The organism is Curtobacterium sp. MCBD17_019, assembly GCF_003234555.1.
Taxonomy (GTDB): domain Bacteria; phylum Actinomycetota; class Actinomycetes; order Actinomycetales; family Microbacteriaceae; genus Curtobacterium.
Window position 1 is genome coordinate 65620 of record NZ_QKTT01000003.1, and the last position, 22333, is coordinate 87952.

The following is a 22333-nucleotide window of genomic DNA, read 5'->3' on the forward strand; positions in this document are numbered from 1 at the left end:
GACGAACGACGAAGCGCCCGACCACCATCGTGGTCGGGCGCTCCCGTGTGTCGGTTCAGTGACCGCCGCTGCCGACCTGCGGCGCCTGGTGCGTGCCCTCGAGGTCCGGCCCGTGGTGCGCCGCATGCGCGGCGTCGAGCTCGGGCTTGGAGACGGGGGCGATGCGATCCTCGAAGAAGAACTTCGACATCCGAGCGCGGACCCGCTCGACCGGGCTGATCTTGCCGCGTGCGTTCGGACGGAGCATGAGCGGCTGGTACTCGTTGAACTGCAGCAGACGCCACCGCTCGTACTCGTCGAGCTGCTCGTGGACCTCGATGTACTCGCCGTGCGGCAGGCGCACGATGCGGCCCGACTCGTACCCGTGCAGCACGATCTCGCGGTCCTTCTTCTGCAGCGCGAGACAGACGCGCTTCGTGATCCAGAAGGCGAAGAACGGGCCGAGGACGACCATCGCCTGCACCACGTGGATGACGTGGTTCAGGGAGACCATGAAGTGCGTGGCGATGATGTCCGAGCTCGCAGCGGCCCAGAGGCTGCCGTACAGCGTCATGCCGGCGGCACCGATGGCCGTGCGGGTCGGCGCGTTCCGCGGGCGGTCGGCGATGTGGTGCTCGCGCTTGTCGCCCGTGACCCACGCCTCGAGGAACGGGTACAGCAGGATGGCGCTGATGAGCAGCACGAGCACGATGATCGGCGCGAGGATGTTCATCGAGAGCGTGTAGTTGCCCCAGATCACGAACTCCCAGTGCGGCGGGACCAGACGCAGGGCGCCGTCGGCGAAGCCGATGTACCAGTCGGGCTGGGTCCCCGCGGACACGGGTGACGGGTCGTACGGACCGTACGTCCAGATCGGGTTGATCGTGAACAGCGACGCGATCAGGGCGAGGATGCCCGCGACGATGAAGAAGAACCCGCCCGCCTTCGCGGCGAAGGCCGGGAGGATCGGGACACCGACGACGTTCTCGTTGGTGCGGCCCGGGCCGGCGTACTGCGTGTGCTTGTTGATGACGACGAGCACGAGGTGCACACCGAGCACGGCGACCAGGATCGCCGGCAGCAGCAGGATGTGCAGCGTGTACAGGCGGCCGACGATCGCGGTCCCCGGGAATTCCCCGCCGAACAGCAGGTAGGCGATCCACACGCCGATGACCGGGACACCCTCGATCATGCCGACGATGATGCGGAGGCCGTTGCCGGACAACAGGTCGTCGGGCAGCGAGTACCCCGTGAAACCCTCGGCCATGGCGAGGACCCAGAGGAGGAAGCCGAACACCCAGTTGAGCTCACGCGGCTTGCGGAACGCGCCCGTGAAGTACACCCGGAGCATGTGCAGCATGATCGAGGCCACGAACAGCAGCGCCGCCCAGTGGTGGATCTGCCGGACGAACAGACCGCCGCGGATGTCGAACGAGATGTTGAGCGTCGACTGGTAAGCCGCCGACATCTCGATGCCCTTGAGCGGCACCCACGAGCCGTCGTACGAGACGTCCGCCATCGACGCCTGGAAGAAGAACGTCAGGAAGGTGCCGGACAGCAGCACGACGACGAAGCTGTAGAGCGCCACCTCGCCGAGCATGAACGACCAGTGGTCGGGGAAGATCTTGCGACCGACCTCTTTGACCAGCCCGGAGATGCTCGTGCGCTCGTCGATGTAGTTCGCGGCCGCGCCGACCAGCCGGGACGTCGGCGTCGGCGCGTTCTGCGGCGGTGTGGCAGCCGCCGGCGTGGGACCGGTGGTCCGTGTGGTGGTGGTGCTCATGAAACGCGCTCACGCTCCCAGAAGCTGGGGCCGACGGGCTCGTGGAAGTCGCTCTGTGCGACCAGGTAGCCCTCGGAGTCGACCGTGATGGGAAGTTGGGGAAGGGGCCGGCTCGCCGGGCCGAAGATGACCTCGCAGCTGTGCGCGACATCGAACGTCGACTGGTGGCACGGGCACAGCAGGTGGTGCGTCTGCTGCTCGTAGAGCGCGACGGGGCATCCGACGTGGGTGCAGATCTTCGAGTAGGCGACGATGCCGTCGTACCCCCAGTGTTCCTGGCCCTTGCGGGGATGGAGCTCCGACGGGTCCAGGCGCATGAGCAGGACGGCCGCCTTGGCCTTCTCCTCGAGCATGTCCGACTTGTCGAGCAGACCGTCGGGGATCACGTGGAAGACCGAGCCCTGGGTGACGTCGGACGCCTTGATCGGCAGGCCGGTCGGGTCCTTCGTCAGGCGGGTGCCCTGCTTCCACATCGTGTAGCTGAGGAGCTTGTTGGGGTCGGCAGCGGGCGCGAGATCGCGCACCAGCACGACACCAGGGAGCGGGAACGCCACGAGCGCACCGATGAGGCTGTTGCGGATGACCGTTCGACGGTTGAAGCCCGATTCCTTGTCGCCGAGCCGGAAGGCCTCGACGGCCTTCGCACGGGTCTCCTCGGAGCCACGGGTCGCGTGACGCTGCTCGGAGATCTCGCGGTCCACGACGAGGGTCTTGGACCAGTAGACGGCACCGAACCCGAGGGCGAGGAGCGCCAGCGTGATCGACAGACCGAGGAACAGGTTGCCGAAGCGGACCGTCGACAGGTCGCCGGCGCGGACGGGGAACGCGACGTAGGACGCGATCGCCAGGATGCTGCCGATGATCGAGACGTAGAAGAACGTCGCCACCTGACGCTCGGCCAGACGCTCCTTCTTCGGGTCGACGTCGGTCCGCCGCGGGCGGTGCGGCGGCTCACCCGGGTTCTGGAACGGCTCGGCGGGCAGGACCGCGGTACCGGCGGGGATCGAGGGCGTGTCGTGCTTCTCGACAGCGGAGGACGCGGACAGTACGTCGTCGTCGCGCTCTGTCATGGTGTTCCCTTCAGTGGTGTCGTGCGACACGGGTCGATCAGTTGGTCTTCGCGGTGAGCCAGACGGTCACCGCGACGACCGCACCGAGTCCGAAGATCCAGAGGAACAGGCCCTCTGCCACCGGGCCGATGTCACCGAGGGCGAACCCGCCCGGGGACTTCGTGTCCTGGATGTACTTCAGATAGGTGATGATGTCCGCCTTCTGCTTCGGCGTGATGTTCAGGTCGTTGAAGACCGGCATGTTCTGCGGACCGGTGAGCATGGCCTCGTAGATGTGCTTGCCCGACACCGTCTTGAGGTTCGGCGCGTACTTGCCCTCGGTCAGGGCACCGCCGGCACCCGCGACGTTGTGGCACATCGCGCAGTTCACCCGGAACAGTTCGGCGCCCTTGGCCGCGTTGGCGTTGCCGTTGGTGAGGCTCGCCTTCGGTATGGACGGGCCCGGGCCGAGCGACGACACGTAGGCGGCGATGTCCGCGACCTGCTCATCCGTGAACTGCGCGGGCTTCTCCTCGACCTGCGGGCCGTTCGACGCCGCGGGCATGCGACCCGTGCCGACCTGGAAGTCGACCGAGGCGGCGCCGACGCCGATGAGCGACGGACCGGACTTCGTGCCCTGTGCGCTGAGCCCGTGGCACGTGGCGCAGTTCGACGCGAAGAGCTTCTGCCCCTCGTTGACCCGCGACTGACTGGTGGCCGCGACCGTCGTCGACTGCGAGGAGTCCGCGTTGGCCGATGAGGTGAACAGGGCGTACGCGCCACCGGTCGTCATCAGGCCGACGACGATCAGCGACACGGTCGCCAGCGGGGAGCGGCGGCCCTTCTTGGCGCCGGTGCGGCGCTCGGACTTGCTTCGAGAGAACATGCGCGTGGGGCTATCCGATTCCTACTTGAGAAGGTAGATGACGGCGAAGAGGCCGATCCAGACGACATCGACGAAGTGCCAGTAGTACGACACGACGATCGCGGTGGTCGCTTCCTTGTGACCGAAGTTCTTCGCGGCGAAGCCGCGGCCGAGGGTCAGGAGGAACGCGAGGAGGCCGCCGGTGACGTGGAGGCCGTGGAAGCCCGTGGTCATGAAGAAGGCAGACCCGTAGGCGCTCGAGGACAGCGTGACGCCCTCGTGCCAGAGGTTCGAGTACTCGTAGACCTGGCCGCAGATGAACACCGCGCCCATGCAGTAGGTGACGAAGAACCACTCGGTCATGCCCCAGTCGCGGGGCTTCCAGCTCGTGCGGTGCACCTGGAAGCGCTCGGCGGCGAACACCGCGAACTGGCAGGCGAAGCTCGACAGGACCAGGACGATCGTGTTCGTGGCGGCGTACGGCACGTCGAGGTGCGCGGTCTCGGTCGCCCAGAGCTTCGGGGACGTGCTGCGCAGCGTGAAGTAGATCGCGAACAGGCCGGCGAAGAACATGACCTCGCTGCCCAGCCACACGATGGTCCCCACGGCGACGGGGTTCGGCCGGTTCAGGACCGCGCCCTGGGCTGGTCTGGAGAGAGGGGTGCTTGTCACGTCGTCCATTATGGCCCGAACCACGGACAGTGTTTTCGCAGGCAACTGGCGGGTCCTTCGAAATCAGTACGATCGGGGGCATGCACGACTCGTTCTCCTGGCCGTCGGTCATCGGCTCCCTCATGGCCGGCACGGACCTGTCGATCAGCGAATCCGCATGGGCCATGGAGGAGATCGTCGCCGGGCGTGCCACACCCGCCCAGATCGCGGGGTTCCTCGTCGCGCTCCGCGCGAAGGGCGAGACGGTGGACGAGGTCGTCGGGTTCCGTGACGCGATCCTCGAGAGCGCCGTCCCACTCGACGTCGACCCCATGGCGCTCGACATCGTCGGGACGGGTGGCGACGTCGTCGGGACCGTGAACGTCTCGACCATGGCGGCGATCGTCATCGCGTCCGCCGGGGTGCCCGTCGTCAAGCACGGCAACCGCGCATCGAGTTCCCGTTCGGGGTCGTCCGACGTGCTCGCGGCACTCGGCCTCGACCTCACCCTCGACGCCGCGCGTGTCGCCGAGACGTTCCGTCGTGTCGGCCTGACGTTCGCGTTCGCGAGTGCCTTCCACCCGGGGTTCGCCCACGCCGCGTCGGTCCGCCGCGAGATCGGCGTCCCCACGGTCTTCAACTTCCTCGGACCCCTCGTGAACCCGGCTCGGTGCGAGGCGAACGCCGTCGGCGTGGCGCAGCTCGACCTCGTGCCGATCATCACGGGCGTGTTCCAGACACGGGGTGCGACGGCCCTGGTGTTCCGGGGGGACGACGGTCTCGACGAGCTCACCACGACGGGCCACAGCCACATCTGGGAGGTCAGCGGCGGCTCCGTGACCGAGCACGATCTCGATCCCCGGGACCTCGGCATCCCTCGTGCCCGAACGACCGACCTCCTGGGCGGCGAGCCCGCCGAGAACGCCGCGATCGTGCGGCGCGTGCTGGCGGGGGAGACCGGGGCGGTGCGCGACATCGTGCTCCTCAACGCCGCCGCCGGCCTCGTCGCGTTCCGGCTCGCCGCCGATCCCACACAGGTGTTGCGGCCGCTGCTACAGCGGTTCCGCGAGGAACTCGTGGTCGCGGCCGACGCCGTCGACTCCGGAGCGGCGGAAGCGAAGCTCGCGGCCTGGGTGGGCGAGCATCGAGCCTGAGGCGTTCCTCACGGAGCACGGGCGTGTCGACGACGCGCGTCGTCCATCCCCGTCAGGTCCGGACCGCTCGGGGACGAGGCGGGCCGTGCGGCGGGGGAGGCCGGTCCTCCCGACCGACACGCGGACGGCCCCGGCCACGGTCGTGGTCGGGGCCGTCCGTCGGCGGGCGTCAGCGGCTCAGCGGACGTCCTCGTCGACCCAGTCGAAGGTCTTCGTGACGGCCTTCTTCCAGAGCCGGATCTGGCGCGCCCGCTCGGTCTCGTCGAGCTGGGGCTCCCACCGCTTGTCCTCCTGCCAGTTCGCCCGCAGCTCGTCGAGGTTCTGCCAGAACCCGACAGCGAGACCGGCCGCGTACGCCGCACCGAGCGCGGTGGTCTCCGCGACGACCGGCCGCACGACGGGCACGTCGAGGATGTCCGCCTGGAACTGCATGAGGGCGTCGTTCGCGACCATGCCGCCGTCGACCTTGAGCTCCGTCAGGTCGACGCCCGAGTCGGCGTTGACGGCGTCGAGGACCTCGCGCGTCTGGAACGCGGTCGCCTCGAGCGCGGCGCGGGCGATGTGGCCCTTGTTCGCGTAGCGGGTGAGCCCGACGATCGCACCACGGGCGTCCGAGCGCCAGTACGGCGCGAACAACCCGGAGAAGGCCGGGACGACGTACACGCCGCCGTTGTCCTCCACGGTCGTCGCGAGCGCCTCGACCTCCGGCGCGCTCCCGATCAGGCCGAGGTTGTCGCGGAGCCACTGGATGAGCGACCCGGTGACGGCGATGGAGCCCTCGAGCGCGTAGTGCGTCGGCTGGTCGCCGAGCTTGTACCCGACCGTGGTGAGGAGCCCGTTCTCCGACCGGACGATGTCGGTTCCCGTGTTGAAGATGAGGAAGTTGCCGGTGCCGTAGGTGTTCTTCGACTCGCCCTGGTCGAACGCCGCCTGACCGAACGTCGCGGCCTGCTGGTCGCCGAGGATGCCCGCGATCGGGACCTCGCGCAGCAGGTTCGACGGCTCGACCGTGCCGTACACCTCGGATGACGAGCAGATCTTCGGCAGCATCGACTTCGGCACGCCGAACTGCTCGAGGATGTCGTCGCGCCACTCGAGCGTCTCGAGGTCCATGAAGAGGGTCCGCGACGCGTTCGTCACGTCGGTCGCGTGGACGCCTCCATCCGTGCCGCCGGTGAGGTTCCAGAGCACCCAGGTGTCGGTCGTCCCGAAGAGCAGGTCACCCGCCTCGGCCTTCTCCCGCGCCCCCTCGACGTTCTCGAGGATCCACATGATCTTGGTGCCGGCGAAGTACGTCGCGAGTGGCAGGCCGACGATCGACTTGAAGCGGTCGGTGTCACCGTCCGCGAGGCGGTCGACGATGGACTGCGTGCGGGTGTCCTGCCAGACGATCGCGTTGTAGACAGGCTTGCCCGTGGTCTTGTCCCACACGACGGCGGTCTCACGCTGGTTGGTGATGCCCACGGCCGCGACGTCGTGCCGGGTGATGTCCGCCCGCGAGAGCGCCTGACCGATGACCTCGCGCGTGTTGTCCCAGATCTCGGTCGGGTCGTGCTCCACCCAGCCCGCGCGGGGGAAGATCTGCTCGTGTTCCTTCTGCCCGACGGACACGATGGACCCGGAGTGGTCGAAGACGATCGCTCGCGTGCTCGTGGTGCCCTGGTCGATGGCGACGATGTAGTCGGCCATTGGTGTGTGCTCCTCTGGGTTGTCGGTGCCGGCCGCTGGTGCGGCGCGACGGTTCGGTTGGGACCGGTCCGGGAGGGACGGGGCCCGGTCGGCGGGTCCGCTCAGGGCCCGGGACGGGGACGTGGTCGTGAAGGCCCGTGGTCGTGGAGGCCCGTGGTCCCGCGTCAGCTGACGATCGGGAGCAGTGCCACGGACAGCACCGCCGCGAGCGCGCCGCCGACGAGCGGGCCGACGACCGGGACCCAGGCGTAGGCCCAGTCGTTCGATCCCTTGCCGCGGATCGGCAGGAAGGCGTGGGCGATGCGCGGACCGAGGTCACGCGCCGGGTTGATCGCGTACCCGGTCGGTCCGCCCAGGCTCACACCGATCGCGATGACGAGGAAGGCCACGGGGATGGCGCCGAGCTCCGCGGGGGTCTTGCCGTTCGTGAAGGCGATGATGACGAAGACGAGGACGAACGTGCCGATGATCTCGGTCACGAGGTTCCAGGCGTAGTTGCGGATGGCAGGACCGGTGGAGAACACGCCGAGCTTGGCTGCCGGGTCCGGTTCCTGGTCGAAGTGCTGCCGGTATGCGAGCCAGCACAGCACCGCTCCGATGACCGCACCGATCATCTGCGCGAGCCAGTACAGCAGCATCGTGCCGAACGAGATGTTGCCGAGGATGAACTGCGCCAGACTCACCGCCGGGTTGAGGTGCGCACCCGACTTGTACGACACGGTGACGCCGGCGAACACGGCGAAGCCCCAACCGATCGTGACCATCAGGGTGCCGGCCGCGAACCCCTTGGTCTTCGTCAGGGCGACGTTCGCCACGACGCCGGTGCCGAGGAGGACCAGCACCGCCGTGCCCACCACCTCGGAGAGGAACTTGATCCCGATGCCGTCCATCGGCGACCTCCTTGTCATGAGGAGGAGGTGCGGGCGACCCGCCACTCCCCGTTGAGTGATTGTCGCCGAGCATAGCGGCGGGTCCGGGCTGGCCGGACGGCGGATCCGCGGCCGTGCGGGTACGTTGCACGAACGTGCAGAGCAGCGCGCGGACCGCTCCGCGCGTCCGCTCGCACGAGGGTCCGCTGAGCATGCACGTTCGTGCATGCGGTCCGCCGCACCCCTCGCGCTACATTGACGTCCAGCACCGGACGACGACGACCGTGACCAGCCTCGTCGTCTCGGGCCGACCACGGGAGGCACCGTATGAAGAAGCTCGTCAACGACCCACGCGAGGTGGTCACGGAGACGGTCCGCGGGTTCGCGCTCGCCCACGCCGGGGCGGTCGTCCTGCAGGAGGACCCCGTCCACCTCCGCCGCGCCGACGCGCCGGTCGCCGGCAAGGTCGCCATCGTCAGCGGTGGGGGGAGTGGCCACGAGCCGCTGCATGCCGGGTTCATCGGGTACGGCATGCTCGACGCCGCGGTACCGGGACCGGTCTTCACGTCGCCGACGCCCGACCCGATCGTCGACGCGACGAAGGCGGTGGACGGGGGAGCGGGTGTGCTCCACATCGTCAAGAACTACACGGGCGACGTCCTCAACTTCGAGACGGCCGCCGAACTCGCCGAGGCCGAGGGGATCCGCGTCGTGTCGGTGCTCGTCGACGACGACGTCGCCGTGCAGGACTCCCTCTACACGGCAGGGCGCCGCGGGGTCGCCGGCACCGTCGTCGTGGAGAAGCTCGCAGGGGCCGCTGCCCAGCGCGGCGACGACCTCGACGCGGTCGCGGACGTCGCCCGACGCGCGATCGCGTCGACACGGTCCATGGGGCTGGCGCTCGCGCCGTGCACGGTGCCGCACGCGGGGGAGCCGTCGTTCACCCTCGGGGACGACGAGGTCGAGCTCGGCATCGGCATCCACGGCGAACCCGGGCGCGAGCGCATCCCGATGGCCCCGGCCGACGTCCTCGTCGAGCAGGTGATCGAGCCGGTGCTCGCGGACCTCGACGCACCGCGCGGCTCCCGCGTGCTCCTGTTCGTCAACGGGATGGGCGGCACGCCGCTGTCCGAGCTGTACATCGTGTTCCGCCGCGCCGCCGAGATCCTGTCGGACCAGGGACTCGAGCTGTCGCGTAGCGTGGTCGGGAACCACGTCACGTCTCTCGAGATGCAGGGGTTCTCGATCACCGTCACGGTGCTCGATGACGACTCCACCGCACTCTGGGACGCCCCGGTCGAGACCCCGGCGCTCCGCTGGGGCCGCTGACCGCCCCGACAGAGAGGAACGACATGCCGCTCGACACCGACTGGGCGACGCAGTGGATCCGCAGGACCGCCGACGTCATCCGGGACAACCGCACCGACCTCATCGCCCTCGACCGCGAGATCGGGGACGGCGACCACGGGGAGAACCTCGACCGTGGGTTCCACGCCGTCGTCGAGTCCCTCGACGACGGCGACCCGGCGACCCCCGGCGCGGTCCTCAAGCTCGTCGCCACGCGGCTCATCAGCACGGTCGGCGGCGCGTCGGGACCGCTCTTCGGCACCGCGTTCCTGCGCGCGTCGCAGGCGCTGGGGGATCGTGAGACGCTCGACGCCGACGCCGTGGTCGCCCTGCTGACCGCCGCGCGGGACGGCATCGTCGCCCGCGGCAAGGCCGAGCCCGGCGACAAGACCATGATCGACGCGTGGACGCCGGCCGTCGATGCCGGCACCGCCGCGGCGGCCGGGGGAGCGACCCCGGAGGCCGTGCTCGTGGCGGCGGCCGACGCGGCGGCCGAGGGCGCGGCGGCGACCGAGCCGCTCGTCGCGCGCAAGGGCCGGGCGAGCTACCTGGGGGAGCGCGCCGTGGGGCACCGCGATCCGGGCGCGCAGTCGACCGCGCTGCTCCTCCGGGCAGCGGTGGACGCATCGGGCGGCCCGGCGTGAGCGTCGGGATCCTCGTCGTCTCGCACAGCGCCAAGATCGCCGAGGGCGTCGTCGAACTCGCGGCACAGATGGCCCCGGACGTCCGGTTCGCGACCGCGGGCGGCACCGATGACGGCGGCATCGGGACGAGCTTCGAGGCCGTCACCGACGGCATCGCCGCGCTCGGCGACACCGACGGCGTCGTCGTCCTGTGTGACCTCGGTTCGGCCTACCTGACGACCGACACCGCACTCGACTTCTTGACGGACGACGACCGTGGTCGGGTGCACGTCTCGCACGCGCCGCTGGTCGAGGGGACCGTCGCAGCCGCGGTCGCGGCGCAGACCGGAGCCGACACCGACGCGGTGGTCGCGGCCTCGGAGTCCGCCGGGGGAGCGGACACACCGGACGGGCCGGAGTCCGTACCGGACAGTGACACCCCGGCCGGACCGACCACGGGCGTCGTCTCGGCGACGGTCGAGCTCGTGAACGCCTCGGGACTCCACGCCCGACCCGCGGCCGAGTTCGTCAAGACCGCCGCCAAGTACGACGCTTCGGTCACCGTGAACGGCGTGGACGCCAAGAGCCTGCTGGCGATCATGGCGCTCGCACTGCCCCAGGGCGCGACCGTCGCCATCGACGCGACGGGGGAGGACGCGCGAGACGCGGTCGAGGCGCTCGTCGCGCTCACGGCCTCCGGGTTCGGAGAGCGGGACGCCGAGTAACCGTGAGCGAAAATCGGACAACGGCTGGGTCCGGCGACTAGCGTCCGCGATGACGCGCGACGCCGCACTCCGACGGCCCCTGGGCGCGTCCCGTTCGAGAGGGACCCCGCATGTCCGAGAACTACCCGCCCGCACCGACTGAGCCCGGCGGTCCCGTCACCGCTCCGTCGCGCTCGAACGGTCTCACCATCGCTGCCCTCGTGCTCGGGGTCATCGGTGTCGTGTTCGCGCTCCTCGTCCCCATCATCGGGATCATCTGCGGCGTCCTGGCGCTCGTGCTCGGCCTCGTGGCGCGTCGACGCGGCGCTGCCCCTGGGCGCGGGCGCGGCATGGCACTGGCTGGCGTCATCCTGGGGGCCATCGCCATCGTCGCGGCGATCGTGAACATCATCGTCGCGGCGTCGATCATCTCGCAGCACATGTGACACTCCTGCGGATCGACGGATGGCCTCGGCAGAACGCCGGGGCCGTCCGCCGTTCCAAGCCGGCCCAGCGCTGGCGCTTATTGACATAATATGCATTATCGGCGCCCGTCAGGTCGGCGGACCGGGTGTCCGGTCAGCAGCGTCCACGGGTGTCCGGTCAGCAGAGTTCACCCGGGCGAAACACGATCCATGGCATCAATGGGACATGGACCCGCTCATCCTCGGCATCTTCCAGAGCCTCAGCCCGAACGGCACCGTCGGGTCGGCGTGGCAGCACCCCGACGACCGCTCGGCCGACTTCACCGACCTCGACCACTGGATCCGTCTGGCACGGATGTTCGAGGAGGCACGGCTCGACCTCCTGTTCCTCGCCGACAGCTACGGGTTCCCGGCGCTCGACGGCGAACTCATCCCGGCCTCGGTCAAGGAGGGTCGTGGGATCCCGGGCGGCGATCCGATGCCGCTCGTGACCGCGTTGGCCGCGGCGACCGAGCGACTCGGGTTCATCCTCACGGCCTCCACCACGGTCGAACCACCCGCGGCGAACGCCCGCCGGTTCGCCACGCTCGACCACTTCACCAAGGGCCGGATCGGCTGGAACATCGTCACCGGGTCCTCGGGCGCGACCGCGGCGGACCTGATGGGCAAGGCCCTCGTGCCGCACGACGAGCGCTACGACATGGCGGACGACTACCTGGCGCTCGACCTGGCGCTGTGGGAGGACTCGTGGGCCGACGACGCGCTGGTCCGGGACAAGGCGACGAACGCGTACGCGGACCCGGCCGGGGTCCGGATGATCACGCACGACGGGCCGTACTTCCGCTCGCGCGGCATCCTCAACCTGCCGCCGTCGCCGCAGCGAACGCCGCTCCTCGTCCAGGCGGGGACATCGGGGCGCGGGATGCGGTTCGCCGGTGAGCACGCCGAAGCCGTGTTCGTCGCCGGCGGGGCACCGGAGCGGGTCGCACGGAACATCGCCGCGATCCGGCAGGCCGCGGTCGAGGCCGGCCGCTCCCCCAGCGCCGTGAAGGTCCTGGTCGGCGCGCTGTTCCTCGTCGGACCGACCGAGGAGGCGGCGCAGCGGACGCACCGGGAGATGCTCGCGATGTCGACCCCCGAGGGGGCCGCGGCGATCTTCGCCGGGAACACCGGCGTCGACCTCCTGGCGCTCGACCCGGACCAGCCTCTGGCGCAGCAGCGGACCGAGCTCGGGCTGTCGAACCTGCAGCGGTACCTCGGCCGTGACGGTCGCCCCGGCCCCACCGTGCGCGAGATCATCGAGGACTTCCGGGTGACGGGCATCAACGGCAGCGTCTTCGTCGGAACCGGCGCGAGCGTGGCGGACCAGGTCGAGGAGTTCGTGCGGACGACGGATGCGGACGGGTTCCTCATCCAGCCCCACATGACACCGGGCACGTACGAGGATCTCATCGAGTACCTGCTGCCGGTGCTCCGTGCCCGCGGTCTCGCCCGGGACGAGTACGTCGGTGACACCCTGCGCGAGCGGTTCTTCGGGCCCGGACACCGGCGCCTCCCCGCCGAGTTGCGCCGGAACGCCGGTGCCGTGACGACGGTGTCCTGACGCCGGGGACCGCGTACCATCGCGCCATGGACGACGTCATGGTCGATGCGGTGGGACGCCCCGAGCCGCCGGTCGCGGCCGACGAGGTCGCGACACTCGTCGGGTTCCTCGAGTACCAGCGCGCGACCTTCGCGTGGAAGACCTCGGGCCTCGACGCCGCGGGTCTCACGACGAGCGTCGGCGTCTCGACCATGACGCTCGGGGGGATGCTGAAACACCTCGCGCTCGTCGAGGACGACTGGTTCGACCACGTCGTGCTCGGGCACCCCGACCGCGCTCCCTGGGACGCCGTCGACTGGGACGTCGACCCGGACTGGGAGTGGCGGACCGCCGCGGACGACGACCCCGACGCCCTCCGGTCGCTGTGGACCGAGGCGGTGGGGCGCGCTCGCGGCGCCGTCGCGACCGCGCTCGCGGACGGCGGACTCGACCGGGCGTCGGCCGTGGCGTGGCCGGACGGGCGACGGCCGAGCCTCCGCTGGGTGCTCTGCCACATGATCGAGGAGTACGCCCGGCACAACGGGCACGCCGACCTGATCCGGGAGGCCGTGGACGGACTCGTCGGCGAGTGACGGGCGCGGGCGGAGAGCCGCCGCCAGCGCTTGTCGTCGCCCGCCGTGCTCGGCAGACTCAGGGCATGACCGTTCGGTGGTTCAGCGTCGTCGTGGATTGTCAGGACCTGCACGCGCAAGCGCGGTGGTGGGCGGACACGCTCGACTGGCGACTCGTGTACGAAGCCGACGACGAGGCGGTGATCGTGCCGCCTCACGCACTCGATCCCTCTCGTCTCGTGCCCCTGCACGAGCGGGGTCCGGGCCTCGTGTTCGTCCCGGTCCCCGAAGGCAAGACGGTGAAGAACCGACTCCACATCGACCTCGCGCCAGGACCGGAGGACGACCAGGCCACCGACGTGCAGGCGTTGCTCGACCGCGGCGCGACCCGCGCGGACGTCGGTCAGGACGACGACGTCTCCTGGGTCGTCCTGCGCGACCCCGAGGGCAACGAGTTCTGCGTGCTCTCCCCGCGCGACTGACCGCGTCAGGCGAAGCGGCGCACGAGCGCGGGCAGCTCCGGCGGTTCGAACGGCTCGGTCGTCGCCGCCAGCTCGTCGGCCGTCCACCAGCGCGCGTCGAGGATGTCGACGCGCTCCTCGTCGGTCCACTCCGCGTTCGACAGGGTGAACCCGGTGGTCCGCACGACGTAGAACTCGGAGTGGCCGCGGTCGTGGTCGGCCTCGTCGAAGTCCACCGCGAAGTCCCACGACCAGACGGACTCCCCCGGGTCCTCGATGACGATGCCGGTCTCCTCGCGGAGTTCCCGGATCGCGGCGTCGCGGTGCGACTCCCCCGGGTCGACACCGCCGCCGGGCGTGATCCAGCGGTGGAAGCCGTCGCTGGACGGCGCTCGCGTGTCCATGAGGAACACGCGGCCGTCGGCGTCGAGCAGCAGGATCCGGGAGGTGCGGCGCAGGCCCGGCAGCGCGGTCACGACCGCGGTCCGCTAGGAAGCCGAGCCGACGAACTCGGACACGTCGCCGACGAGCTTCGTGTGATCGGCCGGGATGGGCTCGACCGCGGCGAGGGCGACCTCGGCCGCGAACTCGGCGACGTTGTAGAGCTTGCCGACGGACTCGCGACGCCCGCTGATCGCACCCGGGTTGATGCGCTCGAGCAGGGTCGCCGTGATCGTGCCCTCGATCATGTCGCCCGAGACGACCACGAACTCGATCCCGGCTGCGTCGAGCTGCGGGATGAGGTCACGGAGCGCGAGTTCCCCGGCCCGCTTGCTCTTGGCGACCGGCACGTACTCGGGCAGGGTCTCGGCGGTCTCGACGAAGTGCGCCTGGTGGCTCGTCACGAACACGACGCGCGACCCCGCCGGCATGAGCGGCACGGCCGTCGTGAGGACGTCGACCTGGGCGTCCCGGTTGAGGCGCAGCGCGTAGTCGTCGCCCATGCCGGCCTCCATGCCGCCGGAGGCGTTGAGCACGAGGAGGTCGAGCCCGCCGAAGCGCTCGGCGATCGTGTCGAACATCGCCTGCACGGAGTCGTGGTCCGTGAGGTCGGCGCCGATGGCGATGGCCTCGCCGCCCGCGGCGGTGATGCGCTCCGCGATCTGGTCGGCGCGCTTGGCCTTGTTCCGGTAGTTCACGACCACACGGGCGCCCGCCTCCGCCAGGTAACCGAGGGTGTCCGCCCCGATCCCCCGGGACGACCCGGTGACGAGGGCGCGGGTACCGGCGAGTCGACCGGCGGCCAGGGGGTTGCTCACGTGTGGTGTCTCCTCGGATACGGGCCCGCGCCGCCGTCGGTTGGACCGCGCGTGACCGGGTCCGAGCCTAGCAACGCGGGCCTCCCGTCCCGCTGTCACCCCGCGCTGCTAGCGTGAGCGGCACCTGGATCGGACGGTGCGACGCACGCGCCGTCGGAACGCGACCCGAGGGAGGGCAGATCGCGTGGACGGTGTCATGTGGACCTGGGTGGTCGTGTGGATCGCCCTCGTCCTCGTGTTCCTCGTGGTCGAGGTCTTCACGCTCGACTTCGTGTTCGTGATGCTCGCAGCAGGGTCGGCCGGCGGTCTCGTCGCCTCGCTGCTCGGACTCCCGTGGTGGGCCTCCGTGCTCATCGCGGCGGCGCTGTCCCTCCTGCTCATCGCCCTCGTCCGACCGCGCGTCATCCACGCGCTGGGTCGGGGTGCCGATCCGCACCGCACGAACGTCGACGCACTCACCGGGATGTCGGGCGAGGTCGTCGTCGCGTTCACGGCCTCCGCCCCCGGCCAGGTCCGTCTGGCGAACGGCGAGACCTGGAGCGCGCGCATCGCCGCCGACACCGGCGCCGCGGTCCCGGTCCGCCCGCCCCTCGGCACACCGGTCGTCGTGACCGGCGTCGAGGGCTCCACGGCGGTCGTCCGCCTCACCGAAAGGACAACACCATGACCGTCTCCACCGGGACGATCCTGCTCATCGCGCTCATCGTGGTGGTGGTCATCTTCGTGATCGTCGTGCTCAGCAGGGCGATCCGGATCATCCCGCAGGCGCGGGCCGGCGTCGTGGAACGGCTCGGCCGCTACCACAAGACGCTCACACCGGGTCTCAACCTGCTCGTGCCCTTCATCGACCGACTCCGCCCGCTGCTCGACATGCGCGAGCAGGTGGTCTCGTTCCCGCCGCAGCCCGTCATCACCGAGGACAACCTCGTCGTGTCGATCGACACGGTCGTGTACTTCCAGGTGACCGACGCCCGGGCCGCGACGTACGAGATCGCGAACTACCTCGGCGCGGTCGAGCAGCTCACGACCACGACCCTCCGCAACGTCGTCGGCGGCCTCAACCTCGAGCAGGCGCTCACCAGCCGCGACAACATCAACGGTCAGCTCCGCATCGTCCTCGACGAGGCCACGGGCAAGTGGGGCATCCGCGTCGGTCGGGTCGAGCTCAAGGCGATCGATCCGCCCGCGTCGATCCAGGACTCCATGGAGCAGCAGATGCGTGCCGAACGGAGCCGTCGTGCCGCCATCCTGCAGGCCGAGGGGACGAAGCAGTCCCAGATCCTCGAGGCCGAGGGCCAGCGGCAGTCCGCCATCCTCCGTGCCGAGGGCGAAGCGAAGGCCCGTGTGCTCGAGGCCGAGGGCGAGGCCCAGGCGATCGCGACGGTGTTCGGCGCCATCCACGCGGGCGACCCAGACGACAAGCTGCTGTCGTACCAGTACCTGCAGACCCTCCCGAAGCTCGCCGAGGGCAGCGCCAACAAGCTCTGGATGATCCCGAGCGAGTTCACCGAGGCATTGCAGGGCATCGCGCGCGGCTTCGGGGCGGGTCCGGTCGGAGGCGGCGGCCGACCCCATGTCGGGAGCGCGGGCAGCGGCGACGCCGGCCAGGACGCCCGCAACCAGGACTCCGGGAACGCTCCGGTCCGCCGCGCAGGCGGAACCGAGGCCGGCGGGTCGGCCGCTCCTGCCCTCATGGACCGCATCTCGGCCCTCGCCGCGGCGAGCCTCGCCGACACGACGCCCTCCTCGTCGGCGCCCGGAGCGGCGCTCGACGCAGCGGACGCGGCGCTCGACGCCCGGTTGGCGGAGTCGGATCGGAGTGTCGACGAGCACCTCGGCGCGAGCGACGGGAGCTCGCCGCAGCACGACTGACGTGCGCGCGGGGACTGGGAAGCCTCTGTGAAAGGCGAACATCGGAAACACCCGGGCGGGTAGCGCGGTTCCCATACACGGAAGCGATGCGGAAGGAGCGAACCATGGCTGATCGCAGTCTCCGGGGCATGCGACTCGGGAGCCAGAGTCTCCAGAGCGAAGAGGGCGTCGAGTTCTCCGAGCGCAGGCGAGCCGTCTACCAGACCGACAAGGGCACGACGTTCGAGGTCGTCTTCGCCGCCGAGGCGGAGATCCCCGACACGTGGCAGTCCCCCAGGAGCGGGCAGGAGGGTCGTCTCCTCGGTGATGACGGCGCTCCCGTCCCGATCGAGGAACACGACACGAAAGCGCCGCGCACCCACTGGGACATGCTGCTCGAGCGGCGGTCCCGCGAGGAGCTCGAAGAGCTCCTGCAGGAGCGCCTGACCTACCTGCGCGCCCGACGTGGCGAACAGAAGATCGGCGCCTGACACCGTCAGCGCCTGCGGACCGGGAGGGCCGTCCTCATCACGAGGGCGGCCCTCCCGTCATGTGCGGCGCCGGCGCCACGGCGCCGCGCCGAGCAGGACGAGCACGCCACCGATGACGACGACGGTCGTCAGACCGGTGCCGATGACGGTCGCCGGCGTGGTGCTCGTCCCCAGCGGCACGTCGGTCACCATCGACGTGGCCGTGTAGGCCGGAACCGAGTCGATGGTGCGTCCGGACGGATCGACGACCGCGCTCGCACCGACGGTCGAGATGTTCACGAGTGAGCGCCCCGTCTCGATCGCACGCATCCGGGCGATCGCGAGCTGCTGCAGGTTCTCGTCGGTGCCGTCGAAGTCGGCGTTGTTCGTCTGGGCGAGGATGAGCTGCGCATGGGCGGCCGTCATCTCGTCGGTCAGGCGGTCGTCGACGATGTCGAAGCAGATCGCGAGCCCGACGCGCACCCCCGCGACGCTGACGGTGTTCGGCTTCGTCCCCGGCGTGTAGTCACGGCCGATCAGCCCGATCAGGGACGGCGCGAGCTTGCTGTAGAACCAGCGGTCGGGCACGTACTCACCGAAGGGCACCGGATGAGCCTTGTCGTAGGAGCCCAGCCAGCCCTTGCCGGCCTGCCAGACGAAGGACGTGTTGTGGTACTGGCCACGGGCGTTCTCGGTGATCGCACCGGCGACGATCGGCGCGTGCGTGGCGGTGCTCAGGGCGTCGAGGGCCGCCGCCACCCCGGGCGAGCGCCGAGGGTCGAACTCGGCCGACGCCTCCGGCCACACCACCATGTCGACTCCCTTGGCCGACGTGTCCGTCGCGTCGAGCTGGGACGACAGGACCTCGCCGGGCTGGGCGCCGTCGAAGTACCCCGCCGGACCGTCGCCCTGGACGCTCTCGACGCGGACCATGCCCGATGTCGTCGCTGGCCACGCCGGCACCGCGAGGACGACCACCACGACGCCGACCGCGAGCACGGCCCGGACGAACGGCCGCACACCGACCTCGACCGCGAGGGCGACGAGTGCCGCCACCATGAACACGAGCACGAACGTCAGTCCGAGCACCCCGAGCCAAGCGACGAGCGGTGCGAAGGGACTCTGTGACTGGCTCAGGGCGACCCGACCCCAGGAGAACCCGTTGTACGGGTAGTTCCCGCCGAGCCACTCGCGGCCCGTCCAGAGCGCCGCGACGACCGCAGGCGTGAGGAGCACTCGACCGAGGACGGTCGGAACCGCCCGCGGCACCCACCGGTACGCGAGCGCCATGGCCGCTCCCCCGAGCGCCGGGAACAGCGCCTCGAACAGCGCGAGCGCGAGCCAGGGCACCGGGCCGAGGTACTTCGCCGCCCAGTCCACGTCGACCAGGAAGAACGCGGCGCCGAAGACGTAGCCGAGCCCGAACGCCACCCAGAACCGCTGTCCTCGGACCGCGAGGAGCATCATCGCGACGGCGGGGAACGCCAGCACCCAGACGCCCGCCCCGGGGAACGCGAGGTCGAGGACGAGTCCGCCGAGCGCTGCCAGCGGGTACGCGACGGAGCGCGGGAGGACACCGACCGCGCCCGGGTCGTGACCGGGGCCGTGCCTCCAGACCGGCAGGGGGTGCCGGGGACGGCGCCGCCGCGGTGTCGGACGGGGCGACTGCACGGCCTCCGCGCCGACGGCGGGCAGGCGCGTCGGACGGTCCTCGGTCGTCGTCATGGGATCGTCCCTCAGACCGTCGCGTAGGCGACGATGCCACGGCGCATGGCGTCGGCGGCACGGGAGGCGGTGCGCGACAACGGCGCGTCCGCCGCGTTGCGGAGCTGGTCGAGCAGGTCGATCACCTGCTTGGACCACCGGACGAAGTCGCCTGCGGCGAGGTCGAGGGTCCGGAGGACGTCGTCGAGCGAGGACCCCGACGCCCATCGGAAGACGCCGAGCGCGATCGCGGGCGTGGGCGGCATCGATCCCGCCAGGCGGTGGTCCCGCTCGAGGTCGTCGAGGCGCGCCCAGATCGTGAGCGTCTCGTCGAGGGCCGGACGGAAGGCGCCGCGGGGCAGCGCGTGTTCCGTGCCGGGAGCGTCCTCGCGGCGGGGCTCGTAGACGATCGTCGCCGCCATCGCCGCGAGCTGCGCCGGTGTCAACTCGTCCCAGACGTGCGCCTCGATGCACTCCGCGACGAGCAGGTCGCGGTCGCCGTAGATGCGCTGCAACCGGCGCCCACCGGCGGCGACGCGCACCTCGTCCCGTCGGGCCCCCGCGGACTCGGACGTCGGCATCGGGACGCCGTCCACGTCCTCCGGCGCGTCGCGGGTCAGGTAGCCGAGTGCCAGGAGGACGTCGGTCACCCGGTCGAACACGATCGCCACCGCACCGGTGCGCGAGCGGATCTGCGCGAGCAGCTTGTCGGTGGAGCGGGACAGGCGGTACCAGCGCTCGGCCCAGCGCGCGTGCGCCTCGCGGTCGGGACACGCGTGGCAGGGATGCCGCTGCATGCGTCGCCGGACCTCGCTGATCGCGGCCTGCCGCTCCTGGCGTGCACCGTGTGAGGACTCGCGGCCGCCCGGGATCGTCGACCGCTCCAGGTCGGAGAGCTCGCGTCGGAGCGCCGCGTACTCCGTGAAGTCCCCGAGGTGGCACTCCATGGACCGGCGGTAGCCGTCGAGCGACTCCTGCTGCGATCGGGCCTTCCGGGCGAGATCGACGACCGAGCGGTCCGCCTGGAACTGCGCGAACGACGTCTCGAGGACCTCGCGCGTCCGCTCCCGCCCGAACTGCTCGATGAGGTTGACGGCCATGTTGTACGTCGGCTTGAACGCGGAGTTCAGCGGGTAGGTCCGGCGCGAGGCGAGCGACGCCACCGCCTGTGGTTCGAGGCCGTCGGTCCACTGGATGACCGCATGGCCCTCGACGTCGATCCCGCGGCGACCGGCGCGGCCGGTCAGCTGCGTGTACTCCCCCGGCGTGATCGGGACGCGCGCCTCGCCGTTGAACTTCTCGAGCTTCTCGAGCACCACCGTGCGAGCCGGCATGTTGACCCCGAGCGCCAGGGTCTCGGTGGCGAGCACGACCTTGAGCAGCTTGCGCTGGAACAGGTCCTCGACGACCTCCTTGAACGCCGGCAGCAGACCCGCGTGGTGCGCCGCGACGCCCCGCTCGAGGCCCTCGAGCCACTCCCAGTAGCCGAGCACCGCGAGGTCCTCGTCGAGCAGCGTGCGGCAGTGGTACTCGGCGGTCTCGCGGATCTCGCGGCGCTCAGCGGCGGTCGTCAGCGAGATCCCGGAGCGGAGGACCTGGCGCACGCCCTGGTCGCATCCGTTCCGACTGAACACGAAGAAGATGGCCGGCAGCAACCGCCGCTCGTCGAGCATGTGGACGATGCCCTCGCGGTGCATGCGTTCCTGGCGCGGCCCGCGATGGTCGTACGCCGGACCGCGTCCGCGGCCGCGGCCTCGACCGCCGTTGCGGTCGCCACCCCGCGAGGCCCCACCGACCAGTCGCATGAGTTCCGGGTTGACACGGTTGGTCGCCGCCGCACCCGACGAGTCGAACAGGTCGACGAGCTTCGGACCGACGAGCACGTGCTGCTCGAGCGGCACCGGACGCTCCTCCGAAACGATGACGTCCGTGTCCCCGCGCACCGCCTGCAGCCAGTCGCCGAACTCCTCGGCGTTCGACACGGTCGCCGACAGGGAGACGAGCCGGACCTCACTCGGCAGGTGCAGGATCACCTCTTCCCACACCGGCCCGCGGAACCGGTCGGCGAGGTAGTGGACCTCGTCGAGCACGACGTAGGCCAGGTCGTCGAGCAGATCGGACTCCGCGTAGATCATGTTGCGGAGCACCTCGGTCGTCATCACGACCACGCGCGCCCTCGGGTTGACGTTGGTGTCGCCCGTGAGCAGCCCGACCTCCGACTCGCCGTACGCGTCGACGAGTTCGCCGTACTTCTGGTTCGACAGCGCCTTGATCGGCGTGGTGTAGAACACCTTCGCCGTCGGGGAACGCATCGCGAGCCACACCGCGAACTCGGCGACGACCGTCTTGCCGGCACCGGTGGGCGCGGCGACGAGCACGCTGCGGCCCTCGTCGAGCGCCAGGCACGACGCCATCTGGAACGGGTCGAGGTCGAATCGGAGCTCGGTGCGGAACAGCTCGAGATTCCGTGACCGCGCCCGCGCGCGGGCGGCGGCGAACCGGGCGGCCGGGGTCAGTCCCGTGTCGGTCACAGGCCGTACTCCGCGTCCACCGCTGCCTGACGTCGCGCCGCGCGCCGGTCGTGGAACCACGAGACCGCGCAGGCAGCGATGTACAGCACGACCATCGGCACGGCGAGCAGGAACATCGAGATGACGTCGGCCGACGGCGTGACCAGAGCGGTGAACACGAGGATGCAGAGGATCGCGATGCGCCAGGAGCCGATGATGGCCGCGGCGGAGAGCACCCCGACGAAGTTGAGGAGCACGAGGAACACCGGGAGCACGAACGCGATGCCGATGGCGAGGACGAGCTTGATGACGAAGTCGTAGTAGGTCTTGGCGTCCACGATCGAGGCGTCCTCGTGCGACACGAAGCTGCCGAGGATCCCGACGATGTGCGGCAGGACGTACCACCCGCAGAAGCAGCCGCCGAGGAAGAGCGGGATCGCCGAGCCGAAGAAGCCGATGACGTAGAGCTTCTCGCGGCGGACCAGCGCCGGCACGATGAAGGCCCACACCTGGTAGAGCCACACGGGGCTCGAGATGACGATGCCGATCGTGATCGCGATCTGCAGACGGAGGTCGAACGCACCGGTGATCACCGGGAAGTTCAGCTCGGCGACGTGCCCGCCGCCGGCACGGGCCAGGTTGCGGACCGGCGCGCGGAGGGCGTCGAGCACCCACGGCGTGAGGAACCACCCCGCCACGGCACACACGGCGATGGCGAGCACGGCGCGGAACAGGCGCTTGCGGAGCTCGACGAGGTGCTGTCCGAGGGACATCCGCCCCTCGGGG

The 22333-nt window shown here is 70.4% G+C and carries 22 protein-coding genes; 11 read left to right on the forward strand and 11 right to left on the reverse strand.

Annotated elements, in window-relative coordinates; all coding sequences use genetic code 11:
* Positions 1 to 55: 55 nt before the first annotated feature.
* The 4 genes from DEI82_RS03870 to DEI82_RS03885 are packed head-to-tail and all read right to left on the reverse strand — an operon-like array spanning position 56 to position 4357.
* A complete protein-coding gene (locus DEI82_RS03870; RefSeq protein ID WP_111013326.1) occupies positions 56 to 1762 on the reverse strand; it encodes a cytochrome bc complex cytochrome b subunit in 1707 nt (568 codons plus the stop codon).
* Positions 1759 to 2832, reverse strand: a complete 1074-nt coding sequence (locus tag DEI82_RS03875) for a ubiquinol-cytochrome c reductase iron-sulfur subunit (RefSeq protein ID WP_111013325.1) — start codon at positions 2830 to 2832, stop codon at positions 1759 to 1761. The genes DEI82_RS03870 and DEI82_RS03875 overlap by 4 nt, the downstream gene beginning before the upstream one ends.
* A 37-nt stretch (positions 2833 to 2869) precedes the next feature.
* Entirely contained in the window at positions 2870 to 3697 is an 828-nt protein-coding gene (locus DEI82_RS03880) for a c-type cytochrome (RefSeq protein ID WP_111013324.1), read from the reverse strand.
* 21 nt (positions 3698 to 3718) lie between these two features.
* Positions 3719 to 4357: a heme-copper oxidase subunit III gene (locus DEI82_RS03885; RefSeq protein WP_111009046.1), complete on the reverse strand. Its 639-nt coding sequence runs from the start codon at positions 4355 to 4357 to the stop codon at positions 3719 to 3721.
* Between the two features lie 71 nt (positions 4358 to 4428).
* Here DEI82_RS03885 and trpD point away from each other — a divergent pair, with 71 nt between their 5' ends.
* Entirely contained in the window at positions 4429 to 5481 is a 1053-nt protein-coding gene (trpD, locus tag DEI82_RS03890) for an anthranilate phosphoribosyltransferase (RefSeq protein WP_111013323.1), read from the forward strand.
* A gap of 177 nt (positions 5482 to 5658) precedes the next feature.
* Here the strand turns inward: trpD and glpK are convergent, their stop codons facing one another.
* Positions 5659 to 7170, reverse strand: a complete 1512-nt coding sequence (glpK, locus tag DEI82_RS03895; RefSeq protein ID WP_111035863.1) for a glycerol kinase GlpK — start codon at positions 7168 to 7170, stop codon at positions 5659 to 5661.
* A gap of 164 nt (positions 7171 to 7334) precedes the next feature.
* Entirely contained in the window at positions 7335 to 8060 is a 726-nt protein-coding gene (locus tag DEI82_RS03900; protein ID WP_111025600.1) for an MIP/aquaporin family protein, read from the reverse strand.
* A gap of 306 nt (positions 8061 to 8366) precedes the next feature.
* Here DEI82_RS03900 and dhaK point away from each other — a divergent pair, with 306 nt between their 5' ends.
* The 7 genes from dhaK to DEI82_RS03935 all read left to right on the forward strand — a co-directional run bounded on the left by dhaK (position 8367) and on the right by DEI82_RS03935 (position 13774).
* Positions 8367 to 9368: a dihydroxyacetone kinase subunit DhaK gene (dhaK, locus tag DEI82_RS03905; RefSeq protein WP_111035864.1), complete on the forward strand. Its 1002-nt coding sequence runs from the start codon at positions 8367 to 8369 to the stop codon at positions 9366 to 9368.
* A 23-nt stretch (positions 9369 to 9391) separates the two neighbouring features.
* Positions 9392 to 10030 carry a dihydroxyacetone kinase subunit DhaL gene (gene dhaL, locus DEI82_RS03910; protein WP_111035865.1) on the forward strand — a complete coding sequence of 213 codons (639 nt, stop codon included), beginning with the start codon at positions 9392 to 9394 and terminating at the stop codon, positions 10028 to 10030.
* A complete protein-coding gene (dhaM, locus tag DEI82_RS03915; protein WP_111035866.1) occupies positions 10027 to 10734 on the forward strand; it encodes a dihydroxyacetone kinase phosphoryl donor subunit DhaM in 708 nt (235 codons plus the stop codon). Before dhaL ends, dhaM begins: the two co-directional genes overlap by 4 nt.
* A gap of 110 nt (positions 10735 to 10844) precedes the next feature.
* Positions 10845 to 11159: a DUF4190 domain-containing protein gene (locus DEI82_RS03920; protein ID WP_111013317.1), complete on the forward strand. Its 315-nt coding sequence runs from the start codon at positions 10845 to 10847 to the stop codon at positions 11157 to 11159.
* A 205-nt stretch (positions 11160 to 11364) separates the two neighbouring features.
* Positions 11365 to 12741, forward strand: a complete 1377-nt coding sequence (locus DEI82_RS03925) for an NtaA/DmoA family FMN-dependent monooxygenase (RefSeq protein ID WP_181435098.1) — start codon at positions 11365 to 11367, stop codon at positions 12739 to 12741.
* Positions 12742 to 12767: 26 nt separating this feature from the next.
* The gene (locus DEI82_RS03930) at positions 12768 to 13313 is read left to right on the forward strand and encodes a DinB family protein (protein WP_111035868.1); all 546 of its coding nucleotides are present in this window, start codon (positions 12768 to 12770) and stop codon (positions 13311 to 13313) included.
* A gap of 65 nt (positions 13314 to 13378) precedes the next feature.
* Positions 13379 to 13774 (forward strand): VOC family protein, encoded by a 396-nt coding sequence (locus DEI82_RS03935; protein WP_111035869.1) that lies wholly within the window; start codon positions 13379 to 13381, stop codon positions 13772 to 13774.
* Between the two features lie 5 nt (positions 13775 to 13779).
* On the opposite strand, the gene DEI82_RS03940 is transcribed toward DEI82_RS03935, so the two are convergent.
* Together DEI82_RS03940 and DEI82_RS03945 are read right to left on the reverse strand one after the other, a co-directional pair.
* Positions 13780 to 14229: an NUDIX hydrolase gene (locus DEI82_RS03940; RefSeq protein ID WP_111013308.1), complete on the reverse strand. Its 450-nt coding sequence runs from the start codon at positions 14227 to 14229 to the stop codon at positions 13780 to 13782.
* A 12-nt stretch (positions 14230 to 14241) separates the two neighbouring features.
* Positions 14242 to 15012, reverse strand: coding sequence for an SDR family oxidoreductase (locus tag DEI82_RS03945; protein ID WP_111009058.1), 771 nt, complete (start codon positions 15010 to 15012; stop codon positions 14242 to 14244).
* A gap of 184 nt (positions 15013 to 15196) precedes the next feature.
* Between DEI82_RS03945 and DEI82_RS03950 the strand changes: the two genes are divergently transcribed.
* The 3 genes from DEI82_RS03950 to DEI82_RS03960 all read left to right on the forward strand — a co-directional run bounded on the left by DEI82_RS03950 (position 15197) and on the right by DEI82_RS03960 (position 17354).
* Complete coding sequence (locus DEI82_RS03950) at positions 15197 to 15679, forward strand: NfeD family protein (RefSeq protein ID WP_146242824.1); 483 nt, start codon at positions 15197 to 15199, stop codon at positions 15677 to 15679.
* Positions 15676 to 16884 carry an SPFH domain-containing protein gene (locus tag DEI82_RS03955; RefSeq protein WP_111035870.1) on the forward strand — a complete coding sequence of 403 codons (1209 nt, stop codon included), beginning with the start codon at positions 15676 to 15678 and terminating at the stop codon, positions 16882 to 16884. The genes DEI82_RS03950 and DEI82_RS03955 overlap by 4 nt, the downstream gene beginning before the upstream one ends.
* A gap of 104 nt (positions 16885 to 16988) precedes the next feature.
* Positions 16989 to 17354 carry an RNA polymerase-binding protein RbpA gene (locus DEI82_RS03960; RefSeq protein ID WP_111009061.1) on the forward strand — a complete coding sequence of 122 codons (366 nt, stop codon included), beginning with the start codon at positions 16989 to 16991 and terminating at the stop codon, positions 17352 to 17354.
* A gap of 57 nt (positions 17355 to 17411) precedes the next feature.
* On the opposite strand, the gene lnt is transcribed toward DEI82_RS03960, so the two are convergent.
* Genes lnt through tatC form a run of 3 tightly spaced genes read right to left on the reverse strand, consistent with a single transcriptional unit; the run spans position 17412 to position 22320 of the window.
* Positions 17412 to 19058 carry an apolipoprotein N-acyltransferase gene (lnt, locus tag DEI82_RS03965; RefSeq protein WP_111035871.1) on the reverse strand — a complete coding sequence of 549 codons (1647 nt, stop codon included), beginning with the start codon at positions 19056 to 19058 and terminating at the stop codon, positions 17412 to 17414.
* 11 nt (positions 19059 to 19069) lie between these two features.
* Entirely contained in the window at positions 19070 to 21568 is a 2499-nt protein-coding gene (locus tag DEI82_RS03970) for an RNA helicase (RefSeq protein WP_111035872.1), read from the reverse strand.
* Positions 21565 to 22320 carry a twin-arginine translocase subunit TatC gene (gene tatC, locus DEI82_RS03975; protein ID WP_111009341.1) on the reverse strand — a complete coding sequence of 252 codons (756 nt, stop codon included), beginning with the start codon at positions 22318 to 22320 and terminating at the stop codon, positions 21565 to 21567. Before tatC ends, DEI82_RS03970 begins: the two co-directional genes overlap by 4 nt.
* Positions 22321 to 22333: the final 13 nt, after the last annotated feature.

Excerpts from the sequence above, each read along its gene's own strand:
- DEI82_RS03870 (WP_111013326.1), bottom strand. The coding sequence starts at position 1,762 with ATGAGCACCACCACCACACGGACCACCGGTCCCACGCCGGCGGCTGCC.
- DEI82_RS03875 (WP_111013325.1), bottom strand. The coding sequence starts at position 2,832 with ATGACAGAGCGCGACGACGACGTACTGTCCGCGTCCTCCGCTGTCGAG.
- DEI82_RS03880 (WP_111013324.1), bottom strand. The coding sequence starts at position 3,697 with ATGTTCTCTCGAAGCAAGTCCGAGCGCCGCACCGGCGCCAAGAAGGGC.
- DEI82_RS03885 (WP_111009046.1), bottom strand. The coding sequence starts at position 4,357 with ATGGACGACGTGACAAGCACCCCTCTCTCCAGACCAGCCCAGGGCGCG.
- trpD (WP_111013323.1), top strand. The coding sequence starts at position 4,429 with ATGCACGACTCGTTCTCCTGGCCGTCGGTCATCGGCTCCCTCATGGCC.
- glpK (WP_111035863.1), bottom strand. The coding sequence starts at position 7,170 with ATGGCCGACTACATCGTCGCCATCGACCAGGGCACCACGAGCACGCGA.
- DEI82_RS03900 (WP_111025600.1), bottom strand. The coding sequence starts at position 8,060 with ATGGACGGCATCGGGATCAAGTTCCTCTCCGAGGTGGTGGGCACGGCG.
- dhaK (WP_111035864.1), top strand. The coding sequence starts at position 8,367 with ATGAAGAAGCTCGTCAACGACCCACGCGAGGTGGTCACGGAGACGGTC.
- dhaL (WP_111035865.1), top strand. The coding sequence starts at position 9,392 with ATGCCGCTCGACACCGACTGGGCGACGCAGTGGATCCGCAGGACCGCC.
- DEI82_RS03920 (WP_111013317.1), top strand. The coding sequence starts at position 10,845 with ATGTCCGAGAACTACCCGCCCGCACCGACTGAGCCCGGCGGTCCCGTC.
- DEI82_RS03925 (WP_181435098.1), top strand. The coding sequence starts at position 11,365 with ATGGACCCGCTCATCCTCGGCATCTTCCAGAGCCTCAGCCCGAACGGC.
- DEI82_RS03930 (WP_111035868.1), top strand. The coding sequence starts at position 12,768 with ATGGACGACGTCATGGTCGATGCGGTGGGACGCCCCGAGCCGCCGGTC.
- DEI82_RS03935 (WP_111035869.1), top strand. The coding sequence starts at position 13,379 with ATGACCGTTCGGTGGTTCAGCGTCGTCGTGGATTGTCAGGACCTGCAC.
- DEI82_RS03955 (WP_111035870.1), top strand. The coding sequence starts at position 15,676 with ATGACCGTCTCCACCGGGACGATCCTGCTCATCGCGCTCATCGTGGTG.
- DEI82_RS03960 (WP_111009061.1), top strand. The coding sequence starts at position 16,989 with ATGGCTGATCGCAGTCTCCGGGGCATGCGACTCGGGAGCCAGAGTCTC.
- lnt (WP_111035871.1), bottom strand. The coding sequence starts at position 19,058 with ATGACGACGACCGAGGACCGTCCGACGCGCCTGCCCGCCGTCGGCGCG.
- tatC (WP_111009341.1), bottom strand. The coding sequence starts at position 22,320 with ATGTCCCTCGGACAGCACCTCGTCGAGCTCCGCAAGCGCCTGTTCCGC.